At 70.7% G+C, this 23,340-nt stretch carries 21 protein-coding genes; 13 read left to right on the top strand and 8 right to left on the bottom strand.

Annotated elements, in window-relative coordinates; genetic code table 11:
- Window positions 1-14 precede the first annotated feature (14 nt).
- Window positions 15-857, top strand: coding sequence for a universal stress protein (locus M1L60_RS00220; RefSeq protein WP_253235152.1), 843 nt, complete (start codon window positions 15-17; stop codon window positions 855-857).
- Here the strand turns inward: M1L60_RS00220 and glpK (M1L60_RS00215) are convergent.
- Window positions 847-2,307 (bottom strand): glycerol kinase GlpK, encoded by a 1,461-nt coding sequence (gene glpK / locus M1L60_RS00215; protein ID WP_253235151.1) that lies wholly within the window; start codon window positions 2,305-2,307, stop codon window positions 847-849. The two genes, M1L60_RS00220 and glpK (M1L60_RS00215), sit on opposite strands and share 11 nt — an antisense overlap.
- Window positions 2,304-3,077, bottom strand: a complete 774-nt coding sequence (locus M1L60_RS00210) for an IclR family transcriptional regulator (RefSeq protein WP_253235483.1) — start codon at window positions 3,075-3,077, stop codon at window positions 2,304-2,306. The genes glpK (M1L60_RS00215) and M1L60_RS00210 overlap by 4 nt, the downstream gene beginning before the upstream one ends.
- Window positions 3,078-3,157: 80 nt before the next feature.
- Here M1L60_RS00210 and glpK (M1L60_RS00205) point away from each other — a divergent pair, with 80 nt between their 5' ends.
- From glpK (M1L60_RS00205) to M1L60_RS00185, 5 genes are all read left to right on the top strand, one after another.
- Entirely contained in the window at window positions 3,158-4,615 is a 1,458-nt protein-coding gene (gene glpK / locus M1L60_RS00205) for a glycerol kinase GlpK (protein ID WP_253235150.1), read from the top strand.
- Window positions 4,616-4,628: 13 nt separating this feature from the next.
- Window positions 4,629-6,368 (top strand): glycerol-3-phosphate dehydrogenase/oxidase, encoded by a 1,740-nt coding sequence (locus M1L60_RS00200; RefSeq protein ID WP_253235149.1) that lies wholly within the window; start codon window positions 4,629-4,631, stop codon window positions 6,366-6,368.
- A 120-nt stretch (window positions 6,369-6,488) separates the two neighbouring features.
- A complete protein-coding gene (gene sthA, locus M1L60_RS00195) occupies window positions 6,489-7,892 on the top strand; it encodes a Si-specific NAD(P)(+) transhydrogenase (protein WP_253235148.1) in 1,404 nt (467 codons plus the stop codon).
- A gap of 165 nt (window positions 7,893-8,057) precedes the next feature.
- The gene (locus M1L60_RS00190) at window positions 8,058-8,696 is read left to right on the top strand and encodes a CGNR zinc finger domain-containing protein (RefSeq protein WP_369077197.1); all 639 of its coding nucleotides are present in this window, start codon (window positions 8,058-8,060) and stop codon (window positions 8,694-8,696) included.
- 323 nt (window positions 8,697-9,019) lie between these two features.
- Entirely contained in the window at window positions 9,020-10,024 is a 1,005-nt protein-coding gene (locus M1L60_RS00185) for a zf-HC2 domain-containing protein (protein ID WP_256515810.1), read from the top strand.
- A gap of 184 nt (window positions 10,025-10,208) precedes the next feature.
- On the opposite strand, the gene M1L60_RS00180 is transcribed toward M1L60_RS00185, so the two are convergent.
- The 3 genes from M1L60_RS00180 to M1L60_RS00170 all read right to left on the bottom strand — a co-directional run bounded on the left by M1L60_RS00180 (window position 10,209) and on the right by M1L60_RS00170 (window position 11,409).
- Window positions 10,209-10,442, bottom strand: a complete 234-nt coding sequence (locus M1L60_RS00180; RefSeq protein ID WP_253235145.1) for a hypothetical protein — start codon at window positions 10,440-10,442, stop codon at window positions 10,209-10,211.
- A gap of 63 nt (window positions 10,443-10,505) precedes the next feature.
- On the bottom strand, window positions 10,506-10,946 hold the full coding sequence (gene mscL, locus M1L60_RS00175) for a large conductance mechanosensitive channel protein MscL (RefSeq protein ID WP_253235482.1): 441 nt from the start codon (window positions 10,944-10,946) through the stop codon (window positions 10,506-10,508).
- A gap of 109 nt (window positions 10,947-11,055) precedes the next feature.
- On the bottom strand, window positions 11,056-11,409 hold the full coding sequence (locus M1L60_RS00170; protein WP_127500198.1) for an STAS domain-containing protein: 354 nt from the start codon (window positions 11,407-11,409) through the stop codon (window positions 11,056-11,058).
- 143 nt (window positions 11,410-11,552) lie between these two features.
- On the opposite strand from M1L60_RS00170, the gene M1L60_RS00165 reads away from it, so the two are divergent.
- From M1L60_RS00165 to M1L60_RS00140, 6 genes are read left to right on the top strand one after another with little or no spacing between them, the layout of a single operon-like run.
- Window positions 11,553-12,395 (top strand): STAS domain-containing protein, encoded by an 843-nt coding sequence (locus tag M1L60_RS00165; protein ID WP_253235144.1) that lies wholly within the window; start codon window positions 11,553-11,555, stop codon window positions 12,393-12,395.
- Window position 12,396: 1 nt separating this feature from the next.
- The gene (locus tag M1L60_RS00160; protein ID WP_253235143.1) at window positions 12,397-12,816 is read left to right on the top strand and encodes an STAS domain-containing protein; all 420 of its coding nucleotides are present in this window, start codon (window positions 12,397-12,399) and stop codon (window positions 12,814-12,816) included.
- The gene (locus M1L60_RS00155) at window positions 12,813-13,217 is read left to right on the top strand and encodes an anti-sigma regulatory factor (protein ID WP_253235142.1); all 405 of its coding nucleotides are present in this window, start codon (window positions 12,813-12,815) and stop codon (window positions 13,215-13,217) included. Before M1L60_RS00160 ends, M1L60_RS00155 begins: the two co-directional genes overlap by 4 nt.
- Window positions 13,214-14,245, top strand: a complete 1,032-nt coding sequence (locus tag M1L60_RS00150; RefSeq protein WP_253235141.1) for an ATP-binding SpoIIE family protein phosphatase — start codon at window positions 13,214-13,216, stop codon at window positions 14,243-14,245. The genes M1L60_RS00155 and M1L60_RS00150 overlap by 4 nt, the downstream gene beginning before the upstream one ends.
- Window positions 14,242-15,591 carry a sensor histidine kinase gene (locus M1L60_RS00145; RefSeq protein WP_253235140.1) on the top strand — a complete coding sequence of 450 codons (1,350 nt, stop codon included), beginning with the start codon at window positions 14,242-14,244 and terminating at the stop codon, window positions 15,589-15,591. Before M1L60_RS00150 ends, M1L60_RS00145 begins: the two co-directional genes overlap by 4 nt.
- Window positions 15,588-17,117, top strand: a complete 1,530-nt coding sequence (locus tag M1L60_RS00140; RefSeq protein ID WP_253235139.1) for a SpoIIE family protein phosphatase — start codon at window positions 15,588-15,590, stop codon at window positions 17,115-17,117. The genes M1L60_RS00145 and M1L60_RS00140 overlap by 4 nt, the downstream gene beginning before the upstream one ends.
- 3 nt (window positions 17,118-17,120) lie before the next feature.
- Here M1L60_RS00140 and M1L60_RS00135 read toward each other — a convergent pair whose 3' ends face one another.
- Window positions 17,121-19,202, bottom strand: a complete 2,082-nt coding sequence (locus M1L60_RS00135) for a S9 family peptidase (protein WP_253235138.1) — start codon at window positions 19,200-19,202, stop codon at window positions 17,121-17,123.
- 143 nt (window positions 19,203-19,345) lie between these two features.
- Here M1L60_RS00135 and M1L60_RS00130 point away from each other — a divergent pair, with 143 nt between their 5' ends.
- Window positions 19,346-20,488, top strand: coding sequence for an FAD-binding oxidoreductase (locus M1L60_RS00130; RefSeq protein WP_253235137.1), 1,143 nt, complete (start codon window positions 19,346-19,348; stop codon window positions 20,486-20,488).
- Between the two features lie 113 nt (window positions 20,489-20,601).
- On the opposite strand, the gene M1L60_RS00125 is transcribed toward M1L60_RS00130, so the two are convergent.
- On the bottom strand, window positions 20,602-21,213 hold the full coding sequence (locus M1L60_RS00125) for a dihydrofolate reductase family protein (protein WP_253235136.1): 612 nt from the start codon (window positions 21,211-21,213) through the stop codon (window positions 20,602-20,604).
- A gap of 82 nt (window positions 21,214-21,295) precedes the next feature.
- The gene (locus M1L60_RS00120; RefSeq protein ID WP_438862060.1) at window positions 21,296-23,335 is read right to left on the bottom strand and encodes a SpoIIE family protein phosphatase; all 2,040 of its coding nucleotides are present in this window, start codon (window positions 23,333-23,335) and stop codon (window positions 21,296-21,298) included.
- Between the last annotated feature and the right edge of the window lie 5 nt (window positions 23,336-23,340).

Below are 23,340 nucleotides of genomic sequence, written 5' to 3'. Positions count from 1 at the left end.
TGAGGGGAGATGACGTGACTGTGGAGAAGGTGGGACGGCCGGTTGTCGTGGGGGTGGACGGGTCCGAGGGGGCGGACTCGGCGGTGCGGTGGGGGGCTCGCTATGCGAGCGAGACCGGTAGTCCGCTGCACCTCATGTTCGCCGCGGGGCATCCGACCGGGGTGATCGGGGTCAGTACGGGCGAGGTCGAGCTGGCCGAGCGGCTGCGGGATCGGGTGCTCAGCACGGCGGCGGCGGCCGCCGCTCCCTATGAGGCGGATGTCGTGCTCGTGCGGGGGGCCGCGGTTCGTACGCTTACGGCGGCCACGGCCGAGGCTGACCTGCTTGTTCTGGGGGAGAGCCATCGTCGCAGCGGGCTGGCGGTGCAGATCGTGGCCGAGGCGGAATGCCCGGTTGTCGTGGTGCGGGGTGACGACGACTGGGCGGCGCCGATCGTGGTGGCGGTCGATGACGGTAGTGAGGCGGCCATGGGGTTCGCCGTGCGGGAGGCGGCTCGTCGCGGGGTCGCCCTGTTCGCCGTGCATGCGTGGCAGCAGCCGCTGGTGCCGTCGGGGGCGGGGGCGCTGGCCGTCGCCGGGTCGACGGGCGTGGTCGATCGGCAGGACTGGGCCGACGCGGCCCGGCGGTCGCTGAGTGAGGCCGTCGCGCCCTGGCGGTCCGCTTTCCCCGAGGTCGCGATCCACGAGCGGCTGATCGAGGGGCCGGCCGAGGGTGTGGTCACGCACGAGACGGCGGGGGCGGGGCTGGTGGTCGCCGGGTCGCGCGGGCGGGGGCGGCTGGCCGGGATGTTGCTCGGGTCGACCAGTCAGGCGCTGTTGCGGCACGCGGATTGCCCGGTGGCTGTCGTCAAGAGCTGAAGACGACGGCGCTTTCCACGGCGCGTTTCCAGTTCGCGTATTCGGAGGCGCGCCGCTGTTCGTCCATAGCGGGCAGCCAGCGGCCGGCGCGGTGGCGGTTGTTGCGCAGGTCGCGCAGGTCGGACCAGTAGCCGACGGCCAGGCCGGCCGCGTAGGCGGCGCCCAGCGAGACGGTTTCGGCGACCATCGGGCGTACGACGGGAACTTGCAGGAAATTGGCGATGGTCTGCATCAGCAGATTGTCGGCCGTCATTCCACCGTCGACGTTCAGGGCGGTCAGCGTCAGGCCGGAGTCGGCGTTCATCGCCTCGACGACGTCGCGTGTCTGCCATCCGGTGGCCTCGAGCACGGCGCGGGCGATATGACCTTTATTTATGTACGAGGTGAGCCCCACGATGACGCCGCGGGCCTCGCTTTTCCAGTACGGCGCGAACAGTCCCGAGAAGGCCGGCACGATGTAGCAGCCGCCGTTGTCGTCGACCGTGGCCGCCAGCGTCTCGATCTCGGAGGCGGTCGTGATCAGGCCGAGCCCGTCGCGTACCCACTGCACCAGCGAGCCGGCGATGGCGATCGAGCCCTCCAGCGCGTACGCGACCTCGCCCGACCCGATCCGATAACCGACCGTGGTGATCAGCCCGTGGCTCGACCGGACCGGTGCGGTGCCCGTGTTCAACAGCAGAAAACCGCCGGTCCCGTACGTGCATTTGGCCTCACCCGGAGAGAAGCAGGTCTGCCCGAACAACGCCGCCTGCTGATCGCCGATGGCGGCCGCGATCGGCACCCCGTCCAGAGCCGTCCCGTAGACCTCGGCCGACGACCGGATCTCGGGCAGCATCGCCCGCGGAATGTCGAACAGGCCGAGCAACTCGTCGTCCCATTCGAGCGTGGTCAGATCCATCAGCATCGTGCGGCTGGCGTTCGTGACGTCGGTGATGTGCAGGCCGCCGGTCAGGTTCCAGATCAGCCAGCTGTCCATGGTGCCGAACAGCAATTCGCCGCGTTCGGCCCGCGCGCGCAGACCGTTGTCGAGCAGCCATTGCACTTTGGTCGCGGAGAAATAGGTGGCCGCCGGCAAACCCGTGCGGGAACGGATCAGGTCGCCGTCGAGCCGTTCCACCAACGACGACGTGCGGGTGTCCTGCCAGACGATGGCCGGGGCCACCGGCGTACCCGTGGCCTTGTCCCAGACGACCACGGTCTCGCGCTGATTGGCGATGCCGATGGCCGCCACCTGTGACGATCCGATGCCGGCCTCGCGCAGCGCCCGCTTGATCAGCCGCTGCACGTCGCGCCAGATGCGGGCCGCGTCGTGTTCGACCCACCCCGGCTTCGGGTAGGACTGCGGGTGCTCGCCCTGAGCCACCGCCACCACGGTCGCACGCCGGTCGAACAGGATGCACCGGGTCGACGTCGTTCCCTGATCGATGGCCAGCACGTAACGGTCGGTCACGACGCCGCCAGGTCGCGCGAGATGGCTCGCGCGGTCGTCAACACGTGTTCGACCTGGGCCGGGCGGGCCTGCCGCCGGGTGTCGCAGAGCCGCTCGACCGGCCCCGAGATGCCGATCGCCCCCACCACCAGCCCGCCGAAGCTGCGGACCGGGGCCGCCAGGCCGGCCCGCCCGGCCTCCCACTCCTCGACCGAGAGGGCCCAACCCCGTTCGCGGGTCGCGCTGAGTGACCGGGCCAGGGCGGCCGGGGCGGTCAGGGTCCCCCGGGTGTACGCCTCCAGACCCGACCGGACGGCCGCCTCGACCGCCGGCGCGTTGTAGGCGAGCAGCACCTGGCCAAGCGCGGTGGCGTGGGTCGGCAGCAGGCGGCCGGTGTCGAGCGACTGGGCCGAGTCGTCGGGCCGGAACACGTGGTGGACGACCACCACCCGGTCGTCCCGCAGGGCGCCGATGCGCACCTCTTCGCCGCTGCGGGCGGCCAGCGCGTCGGCCCAGTTGAGCGCGCGGCCGCGCAGTTCGTTGAGGTCGATGAGACCGTCCTGGCCGTCGGCGCCCAGGTCGAGCAGGCCGCGGCCGAGCCGGTAGCGGGCCGTGTTCGGGTCTTGCTCGACGAAGCCGACGTGTTCGAGCGTGCGCAGGATGCTGTGCGCCGTCGACTTGGGCAGGGCCAGCGCGTCGGCCACCTCTTTGACCCGCAGGCGGCCCGGCCCGGCGGCGAGCAGCCGCAGCACGGCCGACGACCGCTCGATGGACTGGATCAGGCCGGGCACGTGCGACATTGTCGCACGGTGGCCGTTGCCGCCGGGTGGCCTGCTTCCTACCTTTGCCCTTGTAGAGCTTGGGAGGGACCTTGACCCAGTACGTGGGCGCGATCGATCAGGGCACGACGAGCACGCGCTTCATGATCTTCGACCGGTCCGGCGCCGAGATCGCCCGGCACCAGCTCGAACACCGTCAGATCTTCCCGGCCTCGGGGTGGGTCGAGCACGACGCCACCGAGATCTGGGAGAACACCCGCAAGACGATCGACGTCGCGCTCGGCCACGCCGGCCTCGGACCGTCCGACCTGGCCGCGATCGGCATCACCAACCAGCGCGAGACCGTCGTCCTCTGGGACAAGGCCACGGGCACGCCGGTCGCGCCGGCCATCGTCTGGCAGGACACCCGCACCTCGGCGCTGGTCGAGAAGCTCGACGCGGAGCTGATCCGCTCCCGGACCGGGCTGACCCCGGCCACCTACTTCTCGGCGACCAAGCTCCAGTGGCTGCTCGACAACGGTCTGCGCGCCCGCGCCGAACGCGGCGAGATCCTGTTCGGGACGATCGACAGCTGGCTGATCTGGAACCTGACCGGTGGCCTGCACATCACCGACGTCACGAACGCCAGCCGCACGATGCTGATGGATCTGGCCAAGCTCGAATGGGACGACGAGCTCCTCAGCCTGTTCGACATCCCGCGGGCGATGCTGCCGCAGATCCGGTCGTCGGGCGAGGTCTATGGGACGGCCCTGGACGGGGTGCCGATCGCGGCGGCTATCGGCGATCAGCAGGCGGCGCTCTTCGGACAGACCTGTCTGTCTCCGGGTGAGGCCAAATGCACGTACGGGACCGGCGGCTTCCTGCTGATGAACACCGGCACCACGCCGATCCGCTCCAGCCATGGCCTGCTCACCACGGTGGCCTACCGATTCGGCGAGCAAGAGCCGGCGTACGCCCTGGAAGGGTCGATCGCCGCGGCCGGCGCGGCCGTGCAGTGGCTGCGCGACCAGCTCGGCATCCTCGACTCGGCCGCGACGAGCGAGACCCTGGCGGCCACGGTCGACGACAGCGCCGGCGTGTGCTTCGTGCCGGCCTTCTCGGGGCTGTTCGCGCCCTACTGGCGGCCGGACGCGCGCGGCGCGATCGTCGGGCTGTCCCGCTTCCACACCGCCGCCCACATCACCCGGGCCGCGCTCGAGGCCATCGGCTACCAGACCCGCGACGTCGTCGAGGCGATGGCACAAGACAGCGGCACGACGCTCGACATCCTCAAGGTCGACGGCGGCGTCACCGCCAATGACCTGTGCATGCAACTGCAAGCCGACATTCTCGGCGTGCCGGTCAGCCGGCCCGCCGTCGCCGAGACCACCGCGCTCGGCGCCGCCTATGCCGCGGGCCTGGCCGTCGGTTTCTGGTCGTCGGTCGACGACTTGCGGGCCAACTGGCGGGAAGACCGGCGCTGGCAACCGACCTGGACCGCGGAACGACGCGCGGAAGGCACCACCCGATGGCGAGCCGCCATCGACCGAACCCTCGACTGGGTCATCTGAGATGGGGATCTTCATGAACACACCCGAGATCTCGCCGCAGGCACGCGCCGAGGCGCTGACCGCCCTGTCGTCCGGCGACGAGCTGGACGTGCTGGTCGTCGGGGCCGGCGTGGTCGGCGCAGGGTCCGCCCTCGACGCCGCCACCCGCGGGCTGAACGTCGGCCTGGTCGAGGCGCGCGACTTCGCCAGCGGCACGTCGAGCCGGTCCAGCAAGCTGATCCACGGCGGGCTGCGCTACCTCGAGATGCTCGACTTCTCGCTGGTCCGCGAGGCGCTACGGGAGCGGGGGCTGCTGATTCAGCGGCTCGCCCCGCACCTCGTACGCCCGGTGCCTTTCCTTTATCCCTTGCAGCACCGCGCGTGGGAGCGGCTGTACGTCGGGGCCGGCGTGGCGCTGTACGACGTGCTCGCCCTCTCCGGGTGGGGCGCCGGGCTGCCGCGGCACCGGCACCTGAGCAAGACCGAGGCGATGAAGGCGTTCCCGTCGCTGCGGCCGGACTCGCTGGTCGGGGCCATCCGCTACTACGACGCCCAGGTCGACGACGCCCGGCACACGATGTTCCTGGTGCGCACGGCGGCCGCGTACGGGGCCAAGGTCGCCGCCCGGACCGAGGTCGTCGGCTTCCTGCGCGAGGACCGCCGGGTCGTCGGGGCCCGGGTCCGGGACGCCGAGACCGGCCGCGAGTTCGAGATCCGGGCCAAGGTCGTGATCAACGCGACCGGCGTCTGGACCGGCGACAGCCAGGCCCTGCTGGCCGGTTTCGGCGCCGACGACCAGTTCAAGGTCACCGCCAGCAAGGGCATCCACCTGGTCGTGCCGCGCGACCGGATCTCCGGCGGCACCGGCATGATCCTGCGCACCGCGACCAGCGTGCTGTTCGTCATCCCGTGGGACCGCCACTGGATCATCGGGACGACCGACACGGCCTGGGCGCTCGACAAGGCCCACCCGTCGGCCTCGGCCGGTGACGTCGACTATCTGCTGGCCGAGGTCAACAAGGTTCTCGAAACACCACTGACCAGGGACGACGTGCAGGGTGTGTACGCCGGTCTGCGCCCGCTGCTGTCGGCCGCGGCCTCGAGCACGGCCAAGCTGTCGCGCGAGCACGCCGTCGGCTCGCCCATGCCCGGCCTCGTCGTGGTGGCCGGCGGCAAGTACACGACCTATCGCGTGATGGCCAAGGACGCCGTGGACATGGCCGCCCGCGAGCTCGGCTCGCAGGTGCCGGCGTCGTGCACCGACCAGGTGCCGCTGCTGGGCGCCGAGGGCTTCGCGGCCACCTGGAACCGGCGGGCGACGCTGGCCCGCCAGGCCGGACTGCAGGTGGCGCAGGTCGAACACCTGCTGCGCCGCTACGGCACGCTGACCGGCGAGGTGCTGACCCTGGCCGCGACCGACCCGAGCCTGGCCCGGCCGGTCGCGGGCGCGCCCGACTACCTGCGGGCCGAACTGGTCTACGCGGCGACCCACGAGGGCGCGCGGCACCTGGAGGACGTGCTCACCCGGCGCACCCGGATCTCGATCGAGACCCCGGACCGCGGGCTCGCCGCCGCCCGGGACGCGGCCGGGCTGCTGGCCGGGCCGCTCGGCTGGAGCCCGGCCGACACCGCGCGCGAACTGGCGGCGTACGAGTCGCGGGTGGCGGCCGAGCTGGCGGCCCAGCAGCAGCCCGACGACGAGAGCGCCGACGCCTCCCGCCGCGACGCCACCGAGGTCGTCCCGCTGGCGGTCCTCGGCGGGGTCAGCCGGTAGCGGCGCAGGCGTTCGCGCCGCTCACGGCCCGGCGGCTTGATGTGTCGCCGGGTAAATAGACCATGAAAAATCTGACGGACTCGGTGGACCGAGGGCCCGCTCACTGCGACGCTAAGCATTGTGTATGACTACGACGTGTTGGTGCTGGGCTCCGGGCCCAGCGGTCAGAAGGCCGCCATCGCCGCCTCCAAGCTCGGACGCCGGGTCGGCATCGTCGACCGGCGGGACATGATCGGCGGCGTCTGCATCAACACGGGCACCGTCCCGTCGAAGACGTTGCGTGAGGCCGTCCTCTATCTCACCGGCCTGAGCCAGCGCGACCTGTACGGCAGCAGCTACCGGGTCAAGGACGAGATCACCGTGAGTGACCTCGCCGCCCGCACCCAGCACGTGATCAGCCGGCAGACCGACGTGATCCGCAACCAGTTGGCCCGCAACAAGATCACCATGATCACCGGGGTCGGCCGGTTCGCCGACGCCAACTCGATCTGGGTCGACGGCGGCAGCGGCCGCGAGAACAAGGTCAGCGCCGACAAGATCATTATTGCCGCGGGCACGCGGCCGGCCCGGCCCGACAGCGTCGACTTCGACGACCGGACGATCGTCGACTCCGACGGCGTGATCAACCTGCAGGCCGTGCCGCGCAGCATGGTCGTGGTCGGCGCCGGCGTCATCGGCATGGAGTACGCGTCGATGTTCGCCGCGCTCGGCACCAAGGTCACCGTGGTCGAGCGGCGCGAGAAGATGCTCGACTTCTGCGACGACGAGATCATCGAATCGCTGAAGTACCATCTGCGCGATCTCAGCGTCACGTTCCGCTTCGGCGAAGAGGTGGCCGCGGTCGAACGCCACCAGACGGCCGCGCTCTGCATCCTGAAGAGCGGCAAGAAGATCGTTGCCGACACCGTCATGTACTCGGCCGGCCGCCAGGGTCAGACCGACGACCTGGCGCTCGAGGCGGCCGGGCTCGAAGCCGACCGGCGCGGCCGCATCGAGGTCGACGTCAATTACCGTACGGCGGTCGACAACATCTATGCCGTGGGCGATGTGATCGGCTTCCCGGCGCTGGCCTCGACGTCGATGGAGCAGGGCCGCCTGGCCGCGCACCACGCCTGCGGTGAGCCGGCCCGCGAGATGCACCAGCTGCAGCCGATCGGCATCTACACGATTCCCGAGATCAGCTTCGTCGGGAAGACCGAGGACGAGCTGACCGACGCCAACACGCCGTTCGAGGTGGGCATCGCCCGCTATCGCGAACTGGCCCGCGGCCAGATCGTCGGCGACTCCTACGGCATGCTCAAGCTGCTGGTCGCCCCCGACGACGGCAAGCTGCTCGGCGTGCACGTCTTCGGCACCGGGGCCACCGACATCGTCCACATCGGCCAGGCGGTGATGGGCTGCGGCGGCACTGTCGAGTATCTGGTCGACGCGGTCTTCAACTATCCGACGCTGTCCGAGGCGTACAAAGTGGCCGCGCTCGATGCCGCCAACAAGATTCGCAACATCACCCGGATCGACGGATAACGCACTTCTGAGACGCTCCTGACCGTCGATTTCCGTTACGGGCCGCCTTCTCCTCTGTCTCTTGCCAACAAAACGGACAAGGCGGCCACCCTTCGGCTGTTCTCTTAAGGGGAACCAAACCTTTGGGAGAGGTAGCCATGAAAAAGAATCAAGTACGCTACGGCTATGTCATGGATGGCCAGTGCCAGGCACGGTGTGCGAGAGGCCCCTGCCGGTTTAGCGCTCCTGCAAGAGCTGCTGAACACTCGCCCGCCCATGTCGTACGGCACCGACCTCTTGATGGAGCCCGATGACGCCCAGCGCTGGCTGACCGAGGCGCTGGCCACCTGGTCCCGCGTGTCCGGGCTGCCGGCGCCGACGCTGCTGCTGTCGTCGTCCGACCTGCGCTCACTACGCCGGCTGCGCAGCACCTTCGAAAACGTGATCCTGGCCGGCGGCACGAGCGGTCCGGCCGGGGCGCTGCCCCCGGCCGACGTGCCGGTCAGCCTGGTGCCCGACGCCGACGGCTGGGTGCGCATCGTGCCCGCGGGGCGCGGCACACGGTGGCTGGCGTCGGCGCTGTGGGCCGAGGCGCTGCTGGCCCAGCAGGCCGGGCTGTGGCCGCGGCTGAAGCTGTGCAACAACATCGAGTGCCGGGCCGCCTTCTTCGACACCTCCCGCAACAACAGCGGCGTCTGGCACGACGTCAGCACCTGCGGCAACACGGCCAATCTGCGCGCCTTCCGCGAGCGCCGCCGCCTGTCCGGTGGCAGCGGCGCTCTGCCCCCACGCCCCACGGTTCAGGGCCCGCCCAGCCTGATCTGACGGGCCCAGTCCGGTCGACGACGTCTGCCGCAGCACGAATGCGCCCGCGCGCGGATTCTGTGGCGCGCCCGCCCACAGCGCCACGCCGAGCGCTGTGGACAAGCCGACCCCGGTCGCGCAGCCAGCATGCGGGCCTGTGGACGGCGCGGGCTCGTTTCGCTTGACGAGCGGGTAGTTTCGTCCCGTCCCTTGGGTGGGCGGGGGAGGCGGTGGCACCCCGGAAGATCGTTGGATTTGTCGTTTGCGGCGGGGGCGATCACAGTTCCGGCGATGTGTGAGGTTCCCGCTGGGAACTTTGGGCCGTCGCTGGGCGACTATGGGGTATGGCTTGTGAGCGGTGGCGCGAGATGCTTTCGGCGCAGCTGGACGGCGAGGACGACCCGGCCGACCGGCCCGCGGTCGACGCGCACCTGGCCGGCTGTGCCGGGTGCCGGGAATGGCTCGACCGGGCGGCCACGGTCAACCGCCTGACCAGCACCAGCATGGCCACGCCACCCGACCTGACCGCGGCCATCCTGGCTGCGCTGCCCACGACGCGCGGCGACTCGAGCGCGCTACCCCCGAGGCTGGGCGACCTGGCCGCGCCCTCTCCGACGCGGGGCGACCCGGCTGCGCCGCCGTTGACGCGAGGCGGTCTGACTGCGCTTCCCTCGGCGCGGGGTGGTGTGGCCGCGAGCGAGTCGGTGGCGGTCTCGGGGAAGGGACGGTGGCTGTCCGCGATGGGGCGTCTCCCGATTGCCGGGGCGCTGATCGTGGCGCTGGCCGTGGTGGGGGCGGTGCAGCTGATCCTCGGGCTCAACCAGATCGGTGGCGGGGTTGTCGGGGCGCACGTGCACACCGGGCTCGACGCGACGCCGGGGCATCTGTGGCATGAGTCGGCGGCCTGGAACGTGGCGGTGGGAGCCGGCTACCTGTTCATCGCGCTCCGGCGTACGCGGCCGTCGGGGTTGGTGCCCATGTTGACGGCCTTCGTCGGGACGTTGCTGCTGCTGTCGATCAACGACCTCACCGCGGCCCGGGTGGATCTGGCCCGGTTGGTCAGCCACGGCTTCGTGATCCTGGGCTACCTTTTGATCGTCGCGCTGTCGCGGATCCCGGGTGGGTTCGTCACCTCGCCGCCCGGCGCGCGGGCCACCGGCGGGGGTGCGTGGCGTGCCCGCTTCGGTGATGGCGACAGCGGCGAGGACGAGTCGATCGCCGAGCCGTTCCGGCCCGGGCTGCGCCTGGTGCCGCCGGGGCCGATGACCGCCCAGCTCACCGTGGTGCAGGCAACCTGCAGCCCCGGCTGCCGGTGCGCCGAGCCATCCCCGGAACGCCAGATCGCCTGAGCTGTCCCCGGGCGCTGAACTGCGAGAGCGGTTCCTAGGGTGCTGAACTGGAGAGCGGTCCCCGGGTGCCGGGTTGGCTGAGCGGTTCGCCGACGCTGGGGATTGAGGCAGCGCTCGGCCTGGTCGCGAGCGGGTCGTTCGTACGGTGGTGGCGATCGGCCTGGAGCGGGCCGGTGAGGGTGGGTCAGCGGGTGGGTGGGCGGACGGAGAGCTCCCGCCAGTCACCCGGAGCAGCTAGAAGCGCGCGGACGGTGTCCAGCGCCGCCTCTTCCGACTCGTACTCGAAGAAGTGGGAGACGCCGTCGGTGCCGCCCGCGCGCTGCTCGACATACCACTGGTCGCCACTCACCCGCAGGTAGACATCTTTGCGGGCGGCGCGGCCCCACTTACCGTTCCACCAGTGTTTGCGCTGCTCCATTCCGGCAGCGTATCGAACATCTGTTCGATACGCGCCGAGTGGGGATGATCTTTTTGACGGAAGTCAGCGGGGCGGTTCCTGCTGGTGACGGCCCGGAGTGTCGCCGTAACCACGCGTCTGCGACGACGATGACACGAGAGCGTCGCGGATCTGGGTGAGCAGCACGATGTCCTCGGCGGGGGCCTTCGGCGGCGGCTCCTCGCCACGGCGCCGGCGCTCGGCCAGGATGTTGAGCGGCAGAACGACGAAGAAGTACAGCACGGCCGCGGTGATCAGGAACGTGATCAGCGAGTTGATGAACGTGGCGTAGTCGAACTCGACGCCGTTGACCTTGAACTTGCCGGCGTCCAAGCCCTTGCCGCCGCCCATGAGCTGGATCAGCGGCTTGATGAAGCCGTTGGTGAAGCCGGTGACGACCCCGGTGAACGCGGCGCCGATGACGACGCCGACCGCGAGGTCGACGACGTTGCCCCGCATGATGAAGTCTTTGAAGCCTTGAAGCATCTTGCCCACGAAGCTCTCCCGCGCGCCGAAGTATCAGTCCGGCCGCAGGTTCCCACGACCGCTCGGCGACAAACTATCGCCGAACTGGACGACCCGGGAAGGGCCTTGATCAGTCGAGAGCCGGCTCTTGAGCGGTGACCGCCTCGTCGACCGTGGGATAGGTGCGCAGCACCTCGACCAGGCCGCTGACCTCGAGGATGCGCAGCACCCCGCGCTGGGGGGCGGCCAGGCGGACCGTGCCGCCGGCGTCGTCGGTGCTGTTCTTGGCCCGGACGAAGACCGACAGGCCGGTGGAGTCGCAGAACGACACCTCGGCCAAGTCGAAGACCAGACGGGTGCGCCCCTTCTCCAGCAGGTCGCTGATCTGGTCCTGAAGCTGGGGCGCGGTCGCCATGTCCAGCTCGCCCGCGACCGACACGACGACCATGTCGGCGCGTTGTTCCGTTTGTACCGTCAGAGACATTCAGGACCTCCAGTTATGGGCTGAACGGTACTCCAAGAGGTATGCCGCGCGCAGAACGGGGTTTATTTGGCTGACAGCAAGCATCAGTCCCGGCGATGGTAAAGTCCCGCCCGTTGCAGGCAGGACTCGAGTCGGGAGGCAGCGTGGCGCTGAGTGCGGATGAGGCGGCCCGCTTCGCCGTTGTGCTGGAGGACCACCAGGAAGCTCTGGTCACGGTCTGGACCGAACGGGTGGCGTCCACCCTGCGCGGCCGGCTGAGTCAGGCCGAGCTCCAGCGGCAGAACACCGAGCTGCGCCGTGGCTTCCAGCAGGCGCTGGCCGGCGCGGCCCAAGACCTGAGCGGTGAGTCGGCGGCCGAGCTGCGGGCCCAGCTGTCCGAGCTCTCGTCGACCCGGGCCCGGCAGGGTTTCAGCGCCACCGAGACGGCCGTCAGCATCTTCGCCTTCAAAGAGGCAGTGCTGGCCACCCTCGACGCGCAGGACAGCACGAACGCCTCCACCCTGCGTGACTATGTGGCCCTCTCGGCCCTTGTCGACGAGGCGGCGCTGTTCACCTTCGACAGCTATGTGCGGGTGCGCGAGGAGCTGATCGCCGACCAGACCGAGCAGTTGCTCGAGCTCTCCACCCCTGTGGTGAAGCTGTGGGAGGGTGTGGTCGCAGTCCCGCTGGTCGGCACGCTCGACTCGGCACGCGCCCAGGTGGTCATGGAACGGCTGCTGCAGACCCTGGTCGACACCAGCTCGCCGTACGCGATCATCGACATCACCGGCGTGCCCGCCGTCGACACCCAGGTCGCCCAGCACATCCTGAAGACCGTGGTGGCGGCCCGGCTGATGGGCGCCGACTGCATCATCTCCGGCATCCGCCCGCAGATCGCGCAGACGATCGTCGCGCTCGGTATCGAGTTCGGCGACATCGCGACCAAGGCGACGCTGGCCGACGCGCTGCGGTACGTGCTGGCCCAGACCAGCAAGAAGGGCCGCTGACGTGGAGCGTGTTCCGATCCTCAAGATCGGCGCCATCCTTCTCGTCTCGATCCAGATCGACATGGAGGACCAGGTCGCCCTCCAGTTGCAGGAGGACCTGGCCGACCGGATCGTCGCCACCGGCTGCCACGGCGTGATCATCGACATCAGCGCCCTGGACATCGTCGATTCGTTCGTGGGCCGCACCCTGGCCACGATCGCCGGGATCTCCAAGGTGCTCGACGCCGACACCGTGGTGGTCGGCATGCGGCCCGCGGTCGCGATCACACTGGTCGAGCTGGGCCTGTCGCTGCCCGGCATCCGGACGGCGCTCAACGTCGAGCTCGGCATGGACCTGCTGGCCCGCGAGCGTTTCCAGGACGAGGACGAGGACGAGGACGGTCCCGACAACGCCGAGACACCTGTGGTTCCGGCACCGTGAACGAGCCGGCCCAGCGGATCGAGGTCGCCTCCGACCAGGATGTCGTCCGGGTCCGCCAGCTCGTCCGAACGCTCGCCGTGGCGGTGAAGCTGTCGCTGGTCGACCAGACCAAGCTCGTCACCGCGGCCAGTGAACTGGCCCGCAACACGCTGGTCTACGGCGGGGGCGGCTGGGTCGAGGTGGCCCAGACCGACAACGGCCGGCGCAAGGGCATTCGCATTGTTTTCAGCGACCAGGGGCCGGGTATCGCCGACCTCGACCTGGCTTTCACCGACGGGTACACCTCCGGCGGCGGCCTCGGTCTCGGTCTGAGCGGTGCGCGGCGACTCGTCGACGAATTCGACATCGTCACCGCGGCGGGTGAAGGCACGACTATTACTGTGACCAAGTGGTGCCGATGAGCGGAGACGCGGTGGCGTCGTTACCCGAGGGACTTCTCGACGGGGGAGTCTGGTTCCGGGTCGAGGCCGCCCCGACCGCCGCCGCCGTACGCCGATCGGCCGAGCGACTCGCCGTCGAGCTGGGCCTGCCCGAGCGCCGGGTCGCTGACCTTTCGATAGTGGCCGCCGAACTGGCCGGTAACCTGGTCAAGCACGCCGACGAGGGTGTCCTGCTGGTACGCGCGGTACGCACGGCTGAGGAGGCCGGCGTCGAGCTGGTCGCGGTCGACCGCGGGCCGGGCATGGCCGACCTGGTCCACTCCGTCGGCGACGGACATTCCACGTCCGGGACGCTCGGCATCGGGCTCGGAGCGATCGTGCGCCAAGCCTCCTGGTACGACGTGCACTCCGTACCGGGGAAGGGCACTGTTCTCACCGCGCAGGTCTGGTCCGCAGATCCGCCGCGGGATGCCTGGGCGGCCGGGCTGACCCGCCCGCTGACCGGGGAGCCGGTCAGCGGCGACGCCTTCGCCGTGCGCGACGCGGAGGGCCGCCGCCAGGTGATGATGTGTGACGGTCTGGGTCACGGCGGGTTGGCCGCGGCCGCCTCGCACGAGGCGATCCGGGCGTTCCACGATGCCCCCGTCGCGCCGCCGGCCACCGTGCTGGAGCACTTGCACCGCCGGATGAACCACACCCGGGGCGCGGCCGTGGCCATCGCCGAGCTCGATCCGGACGCCGGCCTGGTCCGCTACGCCGGCCTCGGCAACATCTCCGGCACCATCATTCCCCCGGTAGGCCCGCGCCGGGGCATGATCTCTCTGCCCGGCATCGCCGGTCACCAGCGTCGCCAGGTCCGGGAGTACGACTACCCGATCACCCCCGACGCGATAGTGCTGATGCACTCCGACGGCGTGGTCGACCGCTGGAACACGGCCGAGTACCCCGGTCTGTTCACCCGCTCGCCGTTGGTGATCGCGGCGACCGTGCTGCGGGACGCCGGGACGCGCCGGGACGACGCCGGCGTGCTCGTGGCCCGGCTGCCATGACTGTCGGCCCGGAGCCGCTGATGCGCATGCGGCTGCGCGTGGAGCAGGACATCTTCGTGGTCCGCCAGCTCGGCCGCGAGGTGGCCCGCGAGGTCGGCCTCGACCAGCAGGACCAGACCCGGCTGGCCACCGCGCTGAGCGAGGTGGGGCGCGTGGTCATGGCTGATGGATCCGATGCCGATGTGACGTTCGACGTGCGGCTGGACGGGGTAAGCACCGCCATCCAGGTGGCGGTCACCCGACCGTTGTCCGACCGCGGGCCCAGGCTCTCCGAAGAGCTGGCCCATGTCGGCCGCCTGGTGGACAAATTGGAGGTCGAGCACGGTGAGACCGGTACGGTCGTGTGGATGGCCCGACGTCTCCCGGCCAGTGCGCCGCCGTTGACCCCGGATCGGATGGACGAGATCCGCGCCGGGCTGAGCCGGCACGTCCCGAGCAGCCCGATCGACGAGCTGCACGTGCAGAACCAGCAGCTCATCGCCGCCCTCGACGAGGTGCGTTCGCAGCGTGACGACCTGGCCCGGCTCAACGCCGAACTGGAAGAGACCAACCGCGGCGTGATGGCGCTCTATCACCAGCTCTCCGAAGAGCTGGAAGAGACCAACCGCGGCGTGGTGGCGCTGTATGCCGAGCTCGACGAGAAGTCCGAGCAGCTGGCCGCGGCCAGCGAGGCCAAGAGCCGGTTCCTGGCCAACGTCAGCCACGAGCTGCGGGCCCCGGTCACCGCGGTCATCGGGCTCAGCCGGCTGCTGGCCGACGGCGCCTCCGACCCGCTCACCGACGAGCAGGGCGAGCAGGTCGGGCTGATCCGCACCACCGCCGGCGACCTGCTCACGCTGGTCAACGACCTGCTCGACCTGGCCAAGGCCGAAGCCGGCCGGCTCGAGCCGAACTGGGAACAGGTCGACCTGCGGACGATGTTCGGCCAGCTCCGCGGCACGCTGCGGCCGCTGGCGACCCGGCCCGAGGTCGATTTCCGCATCGACGAGCCGGCCGTGGGGTCGATGCGCACCGACGAGGTCCTGCTGACCCGGGTGCTGCGCAACCTGCTCACCAACGCGCTCAAGTTCACGGCCGAGGGCGAGGTGCGCCTGGCCGTACGCGAAACCGGCGGTGACCTCGAGTTCACGGTCACCGACACGGGCACCGGAATCCCGCCCGAGCTGCACGAACGCATCTTCGAAGAGTTCTATCAGGTGCCCGGCAGCAAGGCGCTCAGCGGCAAGGGCACCGGTCTGGGCCTGCCCTACGCCCGCCGGCTGGCCGGAATCCTCGGTGGCGGCTTGCGGGCCGACTCCACGCCGGGCGAGGGGAGCACCTTCACGTTACGGCTGCCGGCGTCATGAAGCCGACCACCGTCCTCGTCGTCGATGACAGCGCACCCAAGCGCTATCTGCTGGTCAGCTGGCTGACCCGGGCCGGCTTCACGGTCCGCCAGGCCGAGACCGGGGGCGAAGCGCTCCGGGTGCTGCCCGGCTCCGACGTCGATCTGGTGGTGCTCGACGTCAAGCTGCCCGACATGAGCGGGTTCGACGTCTGCGAAAAGATCAAGACCGATCCGGCGTACGGGACCATGCCCGTCATCCACGTGTCGGCCCACGCGGTCGACGTCGTAGACCGCACCCAGGGCCTGAACCGGGGGGCCGACGCCTACCTGGTCGAGCCGATCGAACCCGACGAGCTGATCGCCACCGCCCAGGCCGTGCTGCGCTACTACTCGGCCCGGCGGCGCGCCGAGTCGCTGGCCGAGCGCATGGTGCGACTGGCCGAGGCCACGCTGGCGATCAACACGTCGACCACGCTGAGCGGCTTGATCGAGGCGGCCGCGGCCGGAGCGCACGAGATCTTCGGGGGCCCGGTGGTCGTCCTCACCGAGGGGGTGGACGGCGAGGGCATGGCCGCGGTGGGCTCACCCCCGGTCGTACGCCCCTGGGCCCTGCCGGACGACGACGTGGCCGTCGGATCGGTCGTCCGCACCGACGACGCCACCGCCTGGGACGTGGTCCGCTGGCCCGAGGGTGAATCGGTGACGGTGGCCGCCGCCCGCCTGCGCCACGACCGCCCGCCGGTGTGGCTGGCCGTGCCCACGAGCAGCCAGAACCCCGGTTTCCCGGTGCTGCGCCAGCTCTCCCAGACGGTCGCGGCGGCGGTCGAGGCGCAACGCTCGTACGACGAGGAGCACCGCATCGCGGTCACGCTGCAGCGCAGCCTGCTGCAGTCGCGGCTGCCCGACGTGCCCGGTCTGGAACTGACCATGCGGTACGAGCCGGCGGCTGCGCAGACCGAGGTCGGCGGCGACTTCTACGAGCTCACGATGCTCGACGGCCGGCTGCTGGTGGCCATCGGCGACGTCGCCGGTCACTCGCTGCACGCGGCCACGGTGATGGCCGAGGTGCGGCACGCGGTGCGGGCGTACGCGGTCGAAGGTCACCCGCCGGGCGAGGTGCTCCGGCTGGTCAACAGCTTCATGCGCGCGGTGCTGCCGGCCGACTCGGCCACCATCTGCCTGCTCACCCTCGAGCCGGCGACCGGCCGGGTGCGGATGGCCAGCGCCGGCCACCTGCCGCCGCTGCTGGTCACGGCCGACGGCCGGCAGTTCCTCGAACCGCACGGCCCGCTGCTGGGCATCAACGCGCCCCGCCCCGACGACTTCGAGTTCGTGCTGCCACCGGGCGGAACGCTCGTGCTCTATACCGACGGCCTGGTCGAGCGGCGCGACGCCGACATCGACGTCGGCCTGGCCGCGCTGGCCGAGGCCGCGTCGACGGTCGAGTCCAACCTGGACGCGTTCTCGCGCCGCCTGATGACCGAGCTCGGCGACGCCGGGCAACAGGCCGACGACATCGCCGTCGTCGCCCTGCGCCGCCGATAGGCCTCAGGCGAGGCCGAGCACCTCGAGGGTCCAGGCGAGGACGAAGGCCTCTTCCTTCCAGGCGTCGTAGCGGCCGCTCGGGCCCGCGTGGCCGGCGCCCATCTCGGTCTTGAGCAGGTAGTTGCCGTCGGGGGCGACCGCGCGCAGGCGGGCGATCCACTTGGCCGGCTCGTGGTAGAGCACGCGGGTGTCGTTCAGGCTGCTCATGGCCAAGATCTTGGGGTAGGCGAGCTTGGCGACGTTCTCGTACGGGCTGTACGACTTCATGTACGCGTAGACGTCGGCCGATTCGATCGGGTTGCCCCACTCCTCCCACTCGGTGACCGTGAGCGGCAGCGACGGGTCGAGGATCGTGTTGAGCGGGTCGACGAAGGGCACCTCGGCCACGATGCCGGCGAACGCCTCGGGGGCCAGGTTGGCGATCGCGCCCATCAGCAGGCCACCGGCCGAACCGCCGCGGGCGACCAGGCGCTCGGGCGACGTCCACCCCTCGCGCACCAGGGCCTGGGCACACGCCACGAAGTCGGTGAACGTGTTGCGCTTGGCCAGCAGCTTGCCCTCCTCGTACCACCGGCGGCCCATCTCGCCGCCGCCACGGATGTGGGCGATGGCGTAGACGACGCCGCGGTCGAGCAGCGACAGGCGGGCGATCGAGAAGTACGGGTCGATGCTGGCCTCGTACGAGCCGTAGCCGTACAGCAGCGCGGGCGCGGAGCCGTCGCGCGGCGCGTCCTTGCGGGCCACGATCGAGATCGGCACCCGGGTGCCGTCGGGCGCGGTCGCCCACTCGCGGAACTGCTCGTAGTCGGCGGGCTCGTAGCCGCCCAGCACCGGCCGGCGCTTGCGCAGCACCATCGAGCGGGTGACCAGGTCGACGTCGTACACCGAGTCGGGCGTGATCATCGAGGCGTAGCTGATGCGTACGGACGTGGTGTCGTACTCGGGGTTGCCCGTGAGCCCGACGTTGTAGATCGGCTCGGGGAACTCCATGTCGTAGAAGTCGGTGCTGCCGTCGCCCATCACGCGCAGGCCGGTCAGCCCGTCGCGCCGCTGCGAGATGACGATGTGCCGGGCGAACGCGTCGACCGACTCGAGGCGGGTGCCGGGCTCGTGCGGGATCATGTCGACCCAGTCGCCGGGGGCGTCGGCCGAGGTGTAGGACAGGGCGAAGTCTTCCGCGTTCTTGTTGTGCAGCACGAGGAAGCGGTGGCCGTGGTGCTCGATCGAGTACTCGACGCCGTGCTCGCGCGGGGCGATCACCAGCGGCTCACTCTCGGGGGCGTCGGCCGGCAGCACCCGGACCTCGGATGTGATCTTGCTCGACGCCTCGATGACCAGGAACTTCTCGCTGCGGGTGAGCCCGACGCCGACCCAGAAGCGCTCGTCCGGCTCCTCGAAGACGATCACGTCGTCGGTCGCCGGGCGGCCGATCGTGTGGCGCCACACGCGGTGGGGGCGCCAGGCCTCGTCGACCGTGGTGTAGAACAGCGTGCCGGCGTCGGCCGACCAGGCGCTGCCGTAGTGGGTGCCCGGCACCTCGTCGGCCAGCACCTCGCCCGTACGCAAATCCTTGACGCGCAGCGTGAACCGCTCGTCGCCGGAGAAGTCGGTCGAATAGGCGAGCAGGTTGCCGTCGACGCTGACGTCGAAGGTGCCCAGCGCGAAGAAGTCGCTGCCCTCGGCCAGGGCGTTGCCGTCGAGCAGCACCTGCTCGCCGGGCACCTCACCGGTGGCCGACGGCGGATCGGTCTCGCCCGGCTGGACCGGCACGCGGCACTGGATGCCGTACTGCTTGCCCTCTTCGGTGCGGGTGTAATACCAGTAGCCGCCCTTGCGGGCGGGCACCGACAGGTCGGTCTCCTGCGTGCGGCCCTTGATCTCGTTGAAGATCGTTTCCCGCAGCCCGCCCAGGTGGGCCGTGGCCCGCTCGGTGAAGGCGTTCTCAGCCTCCAGATAGGCCACGGTCTGCGGGTTTTCCTTGTCGATCAGCCACGCGTACTCGTCGGTGACGGTGTCGCCGTGAAAGGTGCGCTCGTGGGTCGCCTGGTGGGCGGTGGGCGGGCTGTCGGCAGTCGGGTTCGTCACCGGCCCTACGTTACCGGGCGGTCCGGTTTCCCCGTCTTCTTTACTTCTTGCGCTCGCGACCGCGGCTATTCGAACACGTGTACGATATGCCAGAGTGGACGATCTTCGAGGACATGGGGTTCGAGGGTGTGGGGAACCGGGACGTGAGTGAGCCACCGGAAGATCAAGTGCTGAGCGCGCTTGTGGACATCTGCGGTCCCGACTACGCCCGTGTCGCCCGGTCGATCGACACGGTCGGTGGCCGCCGGGCCGGCTTCGTCGCGGTGCCCGCCACCGCCCAGGCCGTCGCCGATGTGCTGAGCCTGGCCGCCGGGCGCGGGCTCAGCGTCCTGCCCCGAGGCAGTGGTTCCAAGATCAATTGGGGTACGCCCCGCGAGCACGTCGACGTCCTGATCGACACGGGCCGCCTGAGCGGGTTGTGGAGCCACCACGTCGAGGGCGCCACGGTCGAGGTGGCCACCGGCACCCCCGTCCGAGCCCTGCAAGCGGCCCTGGCCCTGCAAGGTCAACGGCTGCCGGTCGACCCGCCGTCCCGCACGGCCACGGTCGGCGGCATGCTCGCGGTCAACGAGTCGGGCCCGCTGCGCTACCGCCACGGCACCCCGGCCGAGTACGTGACGAGCGTGGCCTACGTCGACCGCGCGGGCGAGGCCGCCGATTCCGACGGTGAGGACGGCCGACCCGGCCTGGCCGAGATCAACGGTGTCATCACGGCGGCGTCGCTGCGCCTCGAACCGCTGCCCGCGGCCCGGCGCTGGGCCGGTGTCGCGGTGCCCACCCCGTTGAAGCTGGGTCAGCTGGTCGGCGTGGCCGCCGAGCTCGAGCCGAGCGCGATCGAGGTCAACCTGCCCGCCGGTGGTCAAGGCGGCGCGCTGGCCGTGCTGTTCGAGGGTTCCGAGGCGGCTGTGGTCGATCAGGCCGAGCGGCTGGCCGCCGAGTGGGGTGCCGGGGCTGTGGTCACACCGATCGCGCCGCCGTGGTGGGGCGCTTATCCGTTCCGCCGGGATGATGTGGCGCTGCAGCTCTCGGTGTCGGCGGCCGATCTGCCGGCGACGCTGTATGCGCTGGGTGACGCGGCCGGGTTCGCGGTGCCGGTGCGCGGGTCGGCCGGGCTGGGGCGGGTGCATGCCGTGCTGCCGGGCCGGTCGGCGCCGGCCCAGATCACCACGATCGTCGAGAGCGTGCGACACGTCCTGCTGGCCCGCAGCGGGCGCGCGGCGATCGTGTCGGCGCCCCCCGAGCTGGCCCCCGAACTCGAGATGGCCGGCCGCCTCGATTTCTTCTGACGCCGCCTGTGGATAACTCGGCTGGCAGCGCTTGACAAGGCGCTAACGTCTCCCCCGATGTCCCTTGGGTGGGCGGGGGAGGCGGTGGCTCTCCGGCAAGATCGAGTCGTGACTCAGTGCAGGACGGCGTAGCGGTGCTCGGCGGCCGCTTCGTGACGTTCGGGCAGGGGCTCGCTGCCTACGGCGTAGGTCAGGTAGGCGAAGCGGCCGATCTGTGCCGTCCCGGTGAGGGCCAGGTGCTGCGCGGTCAGGTGCCGGGGCAGCAGCGGGGCGCCGCCACCGAGCACGACCGGCGCGATGCCGAGGATGATCTCGTCGAGCAGGCCCTGGTCGACGAACTGGCCGACCAGGTCGCCGCCGCCGACCAGCCACACGTTCTTGCCCTTGGCCGCGACCAGCATCGCCTCGTGCACGCGCTTCACGTCGCCGCTGACCATGAAGATGTTGGCGTCGGGCACGAGCGGCAGCTCACGGTTGGCGAAGACCCAGCACGGGGCGTCGCCGTACAGGTCGTGCCAGTTCTGGGGCTCGGCCAGCACATTGTCGTTCGCGAGCACCCACTCGTAGGTGGTCGCGCCCATGGCGAACGCGCCGACACCCGCGAAGAAGCCGCCGAAGGGGTTCTCGTTGCCCCCGTCGACGTCGAAGAGCCACTCCAGCGAGTTGTTCTCGTCGGCGATATAGCCGTCGATGCTCGTCGCCGTGTAGTACTGCGTTTTCGCCATGACAAACACCATGCCACGAAATAAACGCAGAAAAGGGGCGAATCGGTGGCCTTGAGCAGGCCGCGCAGAGGAACGTCTGACGTCAGGCGTCGTTGCGCAGAACCAGGATCGCGATGTCGTCCCGCGGCTCCTCGACCGAGAAGTTGATCGTGGTGGAGCGCAGCCGGGCCGCCATCACCTCGGCCGGGTACCCGGCCAGCGGGCCCGCCGCGTCACGCAGCCGGGCCGTGCCGAACAACTCGCGCCCGCGCCGCCGCTCGGTCACGCCGTCGGTGTAGAAGATCAGCGAGTCGCCGGGCTGCAGCCGCACCTCGACGTCGGGCGAGGTGATCGACTCGAGCAGGCCCAGCGCCGTGCCGCCCTCGCCCACGAATGACGTCTTGCCGTCCGCGTGCACCAGCACCGCCCGGTCGTGCCCGGCCAGGTGCAGCTGGACCGCGAGCACGTTGTCGGCCGCGCGGCTGACCGAGGCCATGGCCAGCGTGCAGTAGCGCCCGCCACCCCGCTGGACCAGCGTCTTGTTGACCCGGCAGAGGATCTCGCCCATCGGCTTGCCGTCGTCGACCAGGATCCGGATCACGTCGCGGACCAGGCCGGTCACCGTGGCCGCCTGCACACCCTTGCCGGACACGTCGCCCACCACGACCAGCCACGTGTCGTCGCCGGAGGGCACCACGTCGTAGAAGTCGCCGCCGACCTCGGAGCCGGTCGGCACGTACTCGGCGGCGAACCCGATGCCCTCGACGCGGGGGAGCGCCGGGGGCAGGAGCGAGGCCTGCAGCGTACGGGCGACCTTGTGCCTTTCGTCGTGGATGCGGGCGTTGTCGATGGCCAGGGCGGCCCGGCGGGCGACGTCCTCGAGCACGGCCACCTCGTCGGCGTCGTGCCGCAGCCGGTGGTGCCGGCCCACGGCCAGCGTGCCCAGGCGGGTGCCCCGGGCCACCAGCGGCACCGCGAAGCCCTCGGTCGGGGCGCCCAGCATGACCTGGGTGCCGAGCCGGGACGCCTCCTCGAGCCGGGTCAGGATCGCGTCGGGCCCGGTCTCGGCCAGGATCTCGTGCAGCTGGGCCAGCATGCTCTCGTCGGCGTGGGTGGCCGCGGCCAGTTGGAGCCGGCCCCAGGCGTCGGTGGTGTGCACCGCGCACCACTGGCCCAGGCGCGGCACCACGAGCTGCGGGATCAGCGCCATCGTGAGGTTGACGTCGAGCGACTGGGCGAGCAGCTCGCTGGCCTCGGCCAGGAAGGTCAGCCAGGTCTGCCGGCGCAGGTCGGCCCGGCGCAGGCGGTCATTCTCGAGGTGCAGCGAGAAGCGCTCGGCGACCAGCGTGGCCAGCGGCTGGGCATAGCCGATGGGGGAGGCGTCGAGTTCGAGCTCACCCGAATAGGGCCGTTGCACACTCAGCGGCACCCGGATCGTGTCGGCGTCGTCGCGTGGGGCCCGGCCGTAGCGGGCCAGCAGCTGCCGCCCGCCGCCGTCACCGCGGTCGAGCCTGATCACCCCGCCCGCGGCGCCGGTCAGCCGGGCCAGCTCGGCCAGCAGGTTGGCCGCGAATTCGGCCACCCCTTCCTCGGACGGCCGCTCGGGGTTGACCTGGAGCAGCGCGGAGAGCGAGCCGACGCTCGGGGTGCCGGCCTCGGCCGTGTTGACCGTGGCGGGCACCACCGCGGTGACCTCACCGGTCGGCTCGCGCTCGAGGCGGAACCAGACACCCTTGCCCGTTCCCTCGTGCACCGTGCCCCAGCGGCTGGCGAAATGGTCGACCAGCAGCAGGCCGCGGCCGCGTTCGGCCACCTCGCCGATGTCGACGCTCTCGTTGCGCGGGCCGATCGCGAGCTGCTCGACCGGGCCGGGCGCGAAGTCGGTGACGGTCACCGTGAGCCCGGTGCCGTCGGCCCGCACCTCGATGTCGAGCTCGGTGTTGGCGTGCACCACCGCGTTGGTGGACAGCTCGGTGGTCAGCAGCAGCGCCTCGTTGAGCAGGGACTCGAGCCCCGCCTCCTCGAGGACGGAGCGCACGAGGGCCCGCGCCGCCGCCGGTGTGCGCCGGTCGTTGGGCAGCCGGACACGCCGGAGCAGCCCACCCGCCGGGGTGTCCGAGATCGCATCGGCCTCCACTGACACGCATG

The sequence above is a fragment of the Paractinoplanes aksuensis genome, assembly GCF_024137025.1.
Taxonomy (GTDB): Bacteria; Actinomycetota; Actinomycetes; order Mycobacteriales; family Micromonosporaceae; genus Actinoplanes; species Actinoplanes aksuensis.
Note: the sequence above shows the minus strand (reverse complement) of the source record. Positions and strands in the feature narration are given on the sequence as shown.

Excerpts from the sequence above, each read along its gene's own strand:
- M1L60_RS00170 (WP_127500198.1), bottom strand. The coding sequence starts at position 11,409 with ATGTCTCTGACGGTACAAACGGAACAACGCGCCGACATGGTCGTCGTG.
- M1L60_RS00180 (WP_253235145.1), bottom strand. The coding sequence starts at position 10,442 with ATGGAGCAGCGCAAACACTGGTGGAACGGTAAGTGGGGCCGCGCCGCC.
- M1L60_RS00200 (WP_253235149.1), top strand. The coding sequence starts at position 4,629 with ATGAACACACCCGAGATCTCGCCGCAGGCACGCGCCGAGGCGCTGACC.
- M1L60_RS00150 (WP_253235141.1), top strand. The coding sequence starts at position 13,214 with ATGAGCGGAGACGCGGTGGCGTCGTTACCCGAGGGACTTCTCGACGGG.
- M1L60_RS00190 (WP_369077197.1), top strand. The coding sequence starts at position 8,058 with ATGTCATGGATGGCCAGTGCCAGGCACGGTGTGCGAGAGGCCCCTGCC.
- M1L60_RS00185 (WP_256515810.1), top strand. The coding sequence starts at position 9,020 with ATGGCTTGTGAGCGGTGGCGCGAGATGCTTTCGGCGCAGCTGGACGGC.
- M1L60_RS00140 (WP_253235139.1), top strand. The coding sequence starts at position 15,588 with ATGAAGCCGACCACCGTCCTCGTCGTCGATGACAGCGCACCCAAGCGC.
- M1L60_RS00145 (WP_253235140.1), top strand. The coding sequence starts at position 14,242 with ATGACTGTCGGCCCGGAGCCGCTGATGCGCATGCGGCTGCGCGTGGAG.
- M1L60_RS00125 (WP_253235136.1), bottom strand. The coding sequence starts at position 21,213 with ATGGCGAAAACGCAGTACTACACGGCGACGAGCATCGACGGCTATATC.
- mscL (WP_253235482.1), bottom strand. The coding sequence starts at position 10,946 with ATGCTTCAAGGCTTCAAAGACTTCATCATGCGGGGCAACGTCGTCGAC.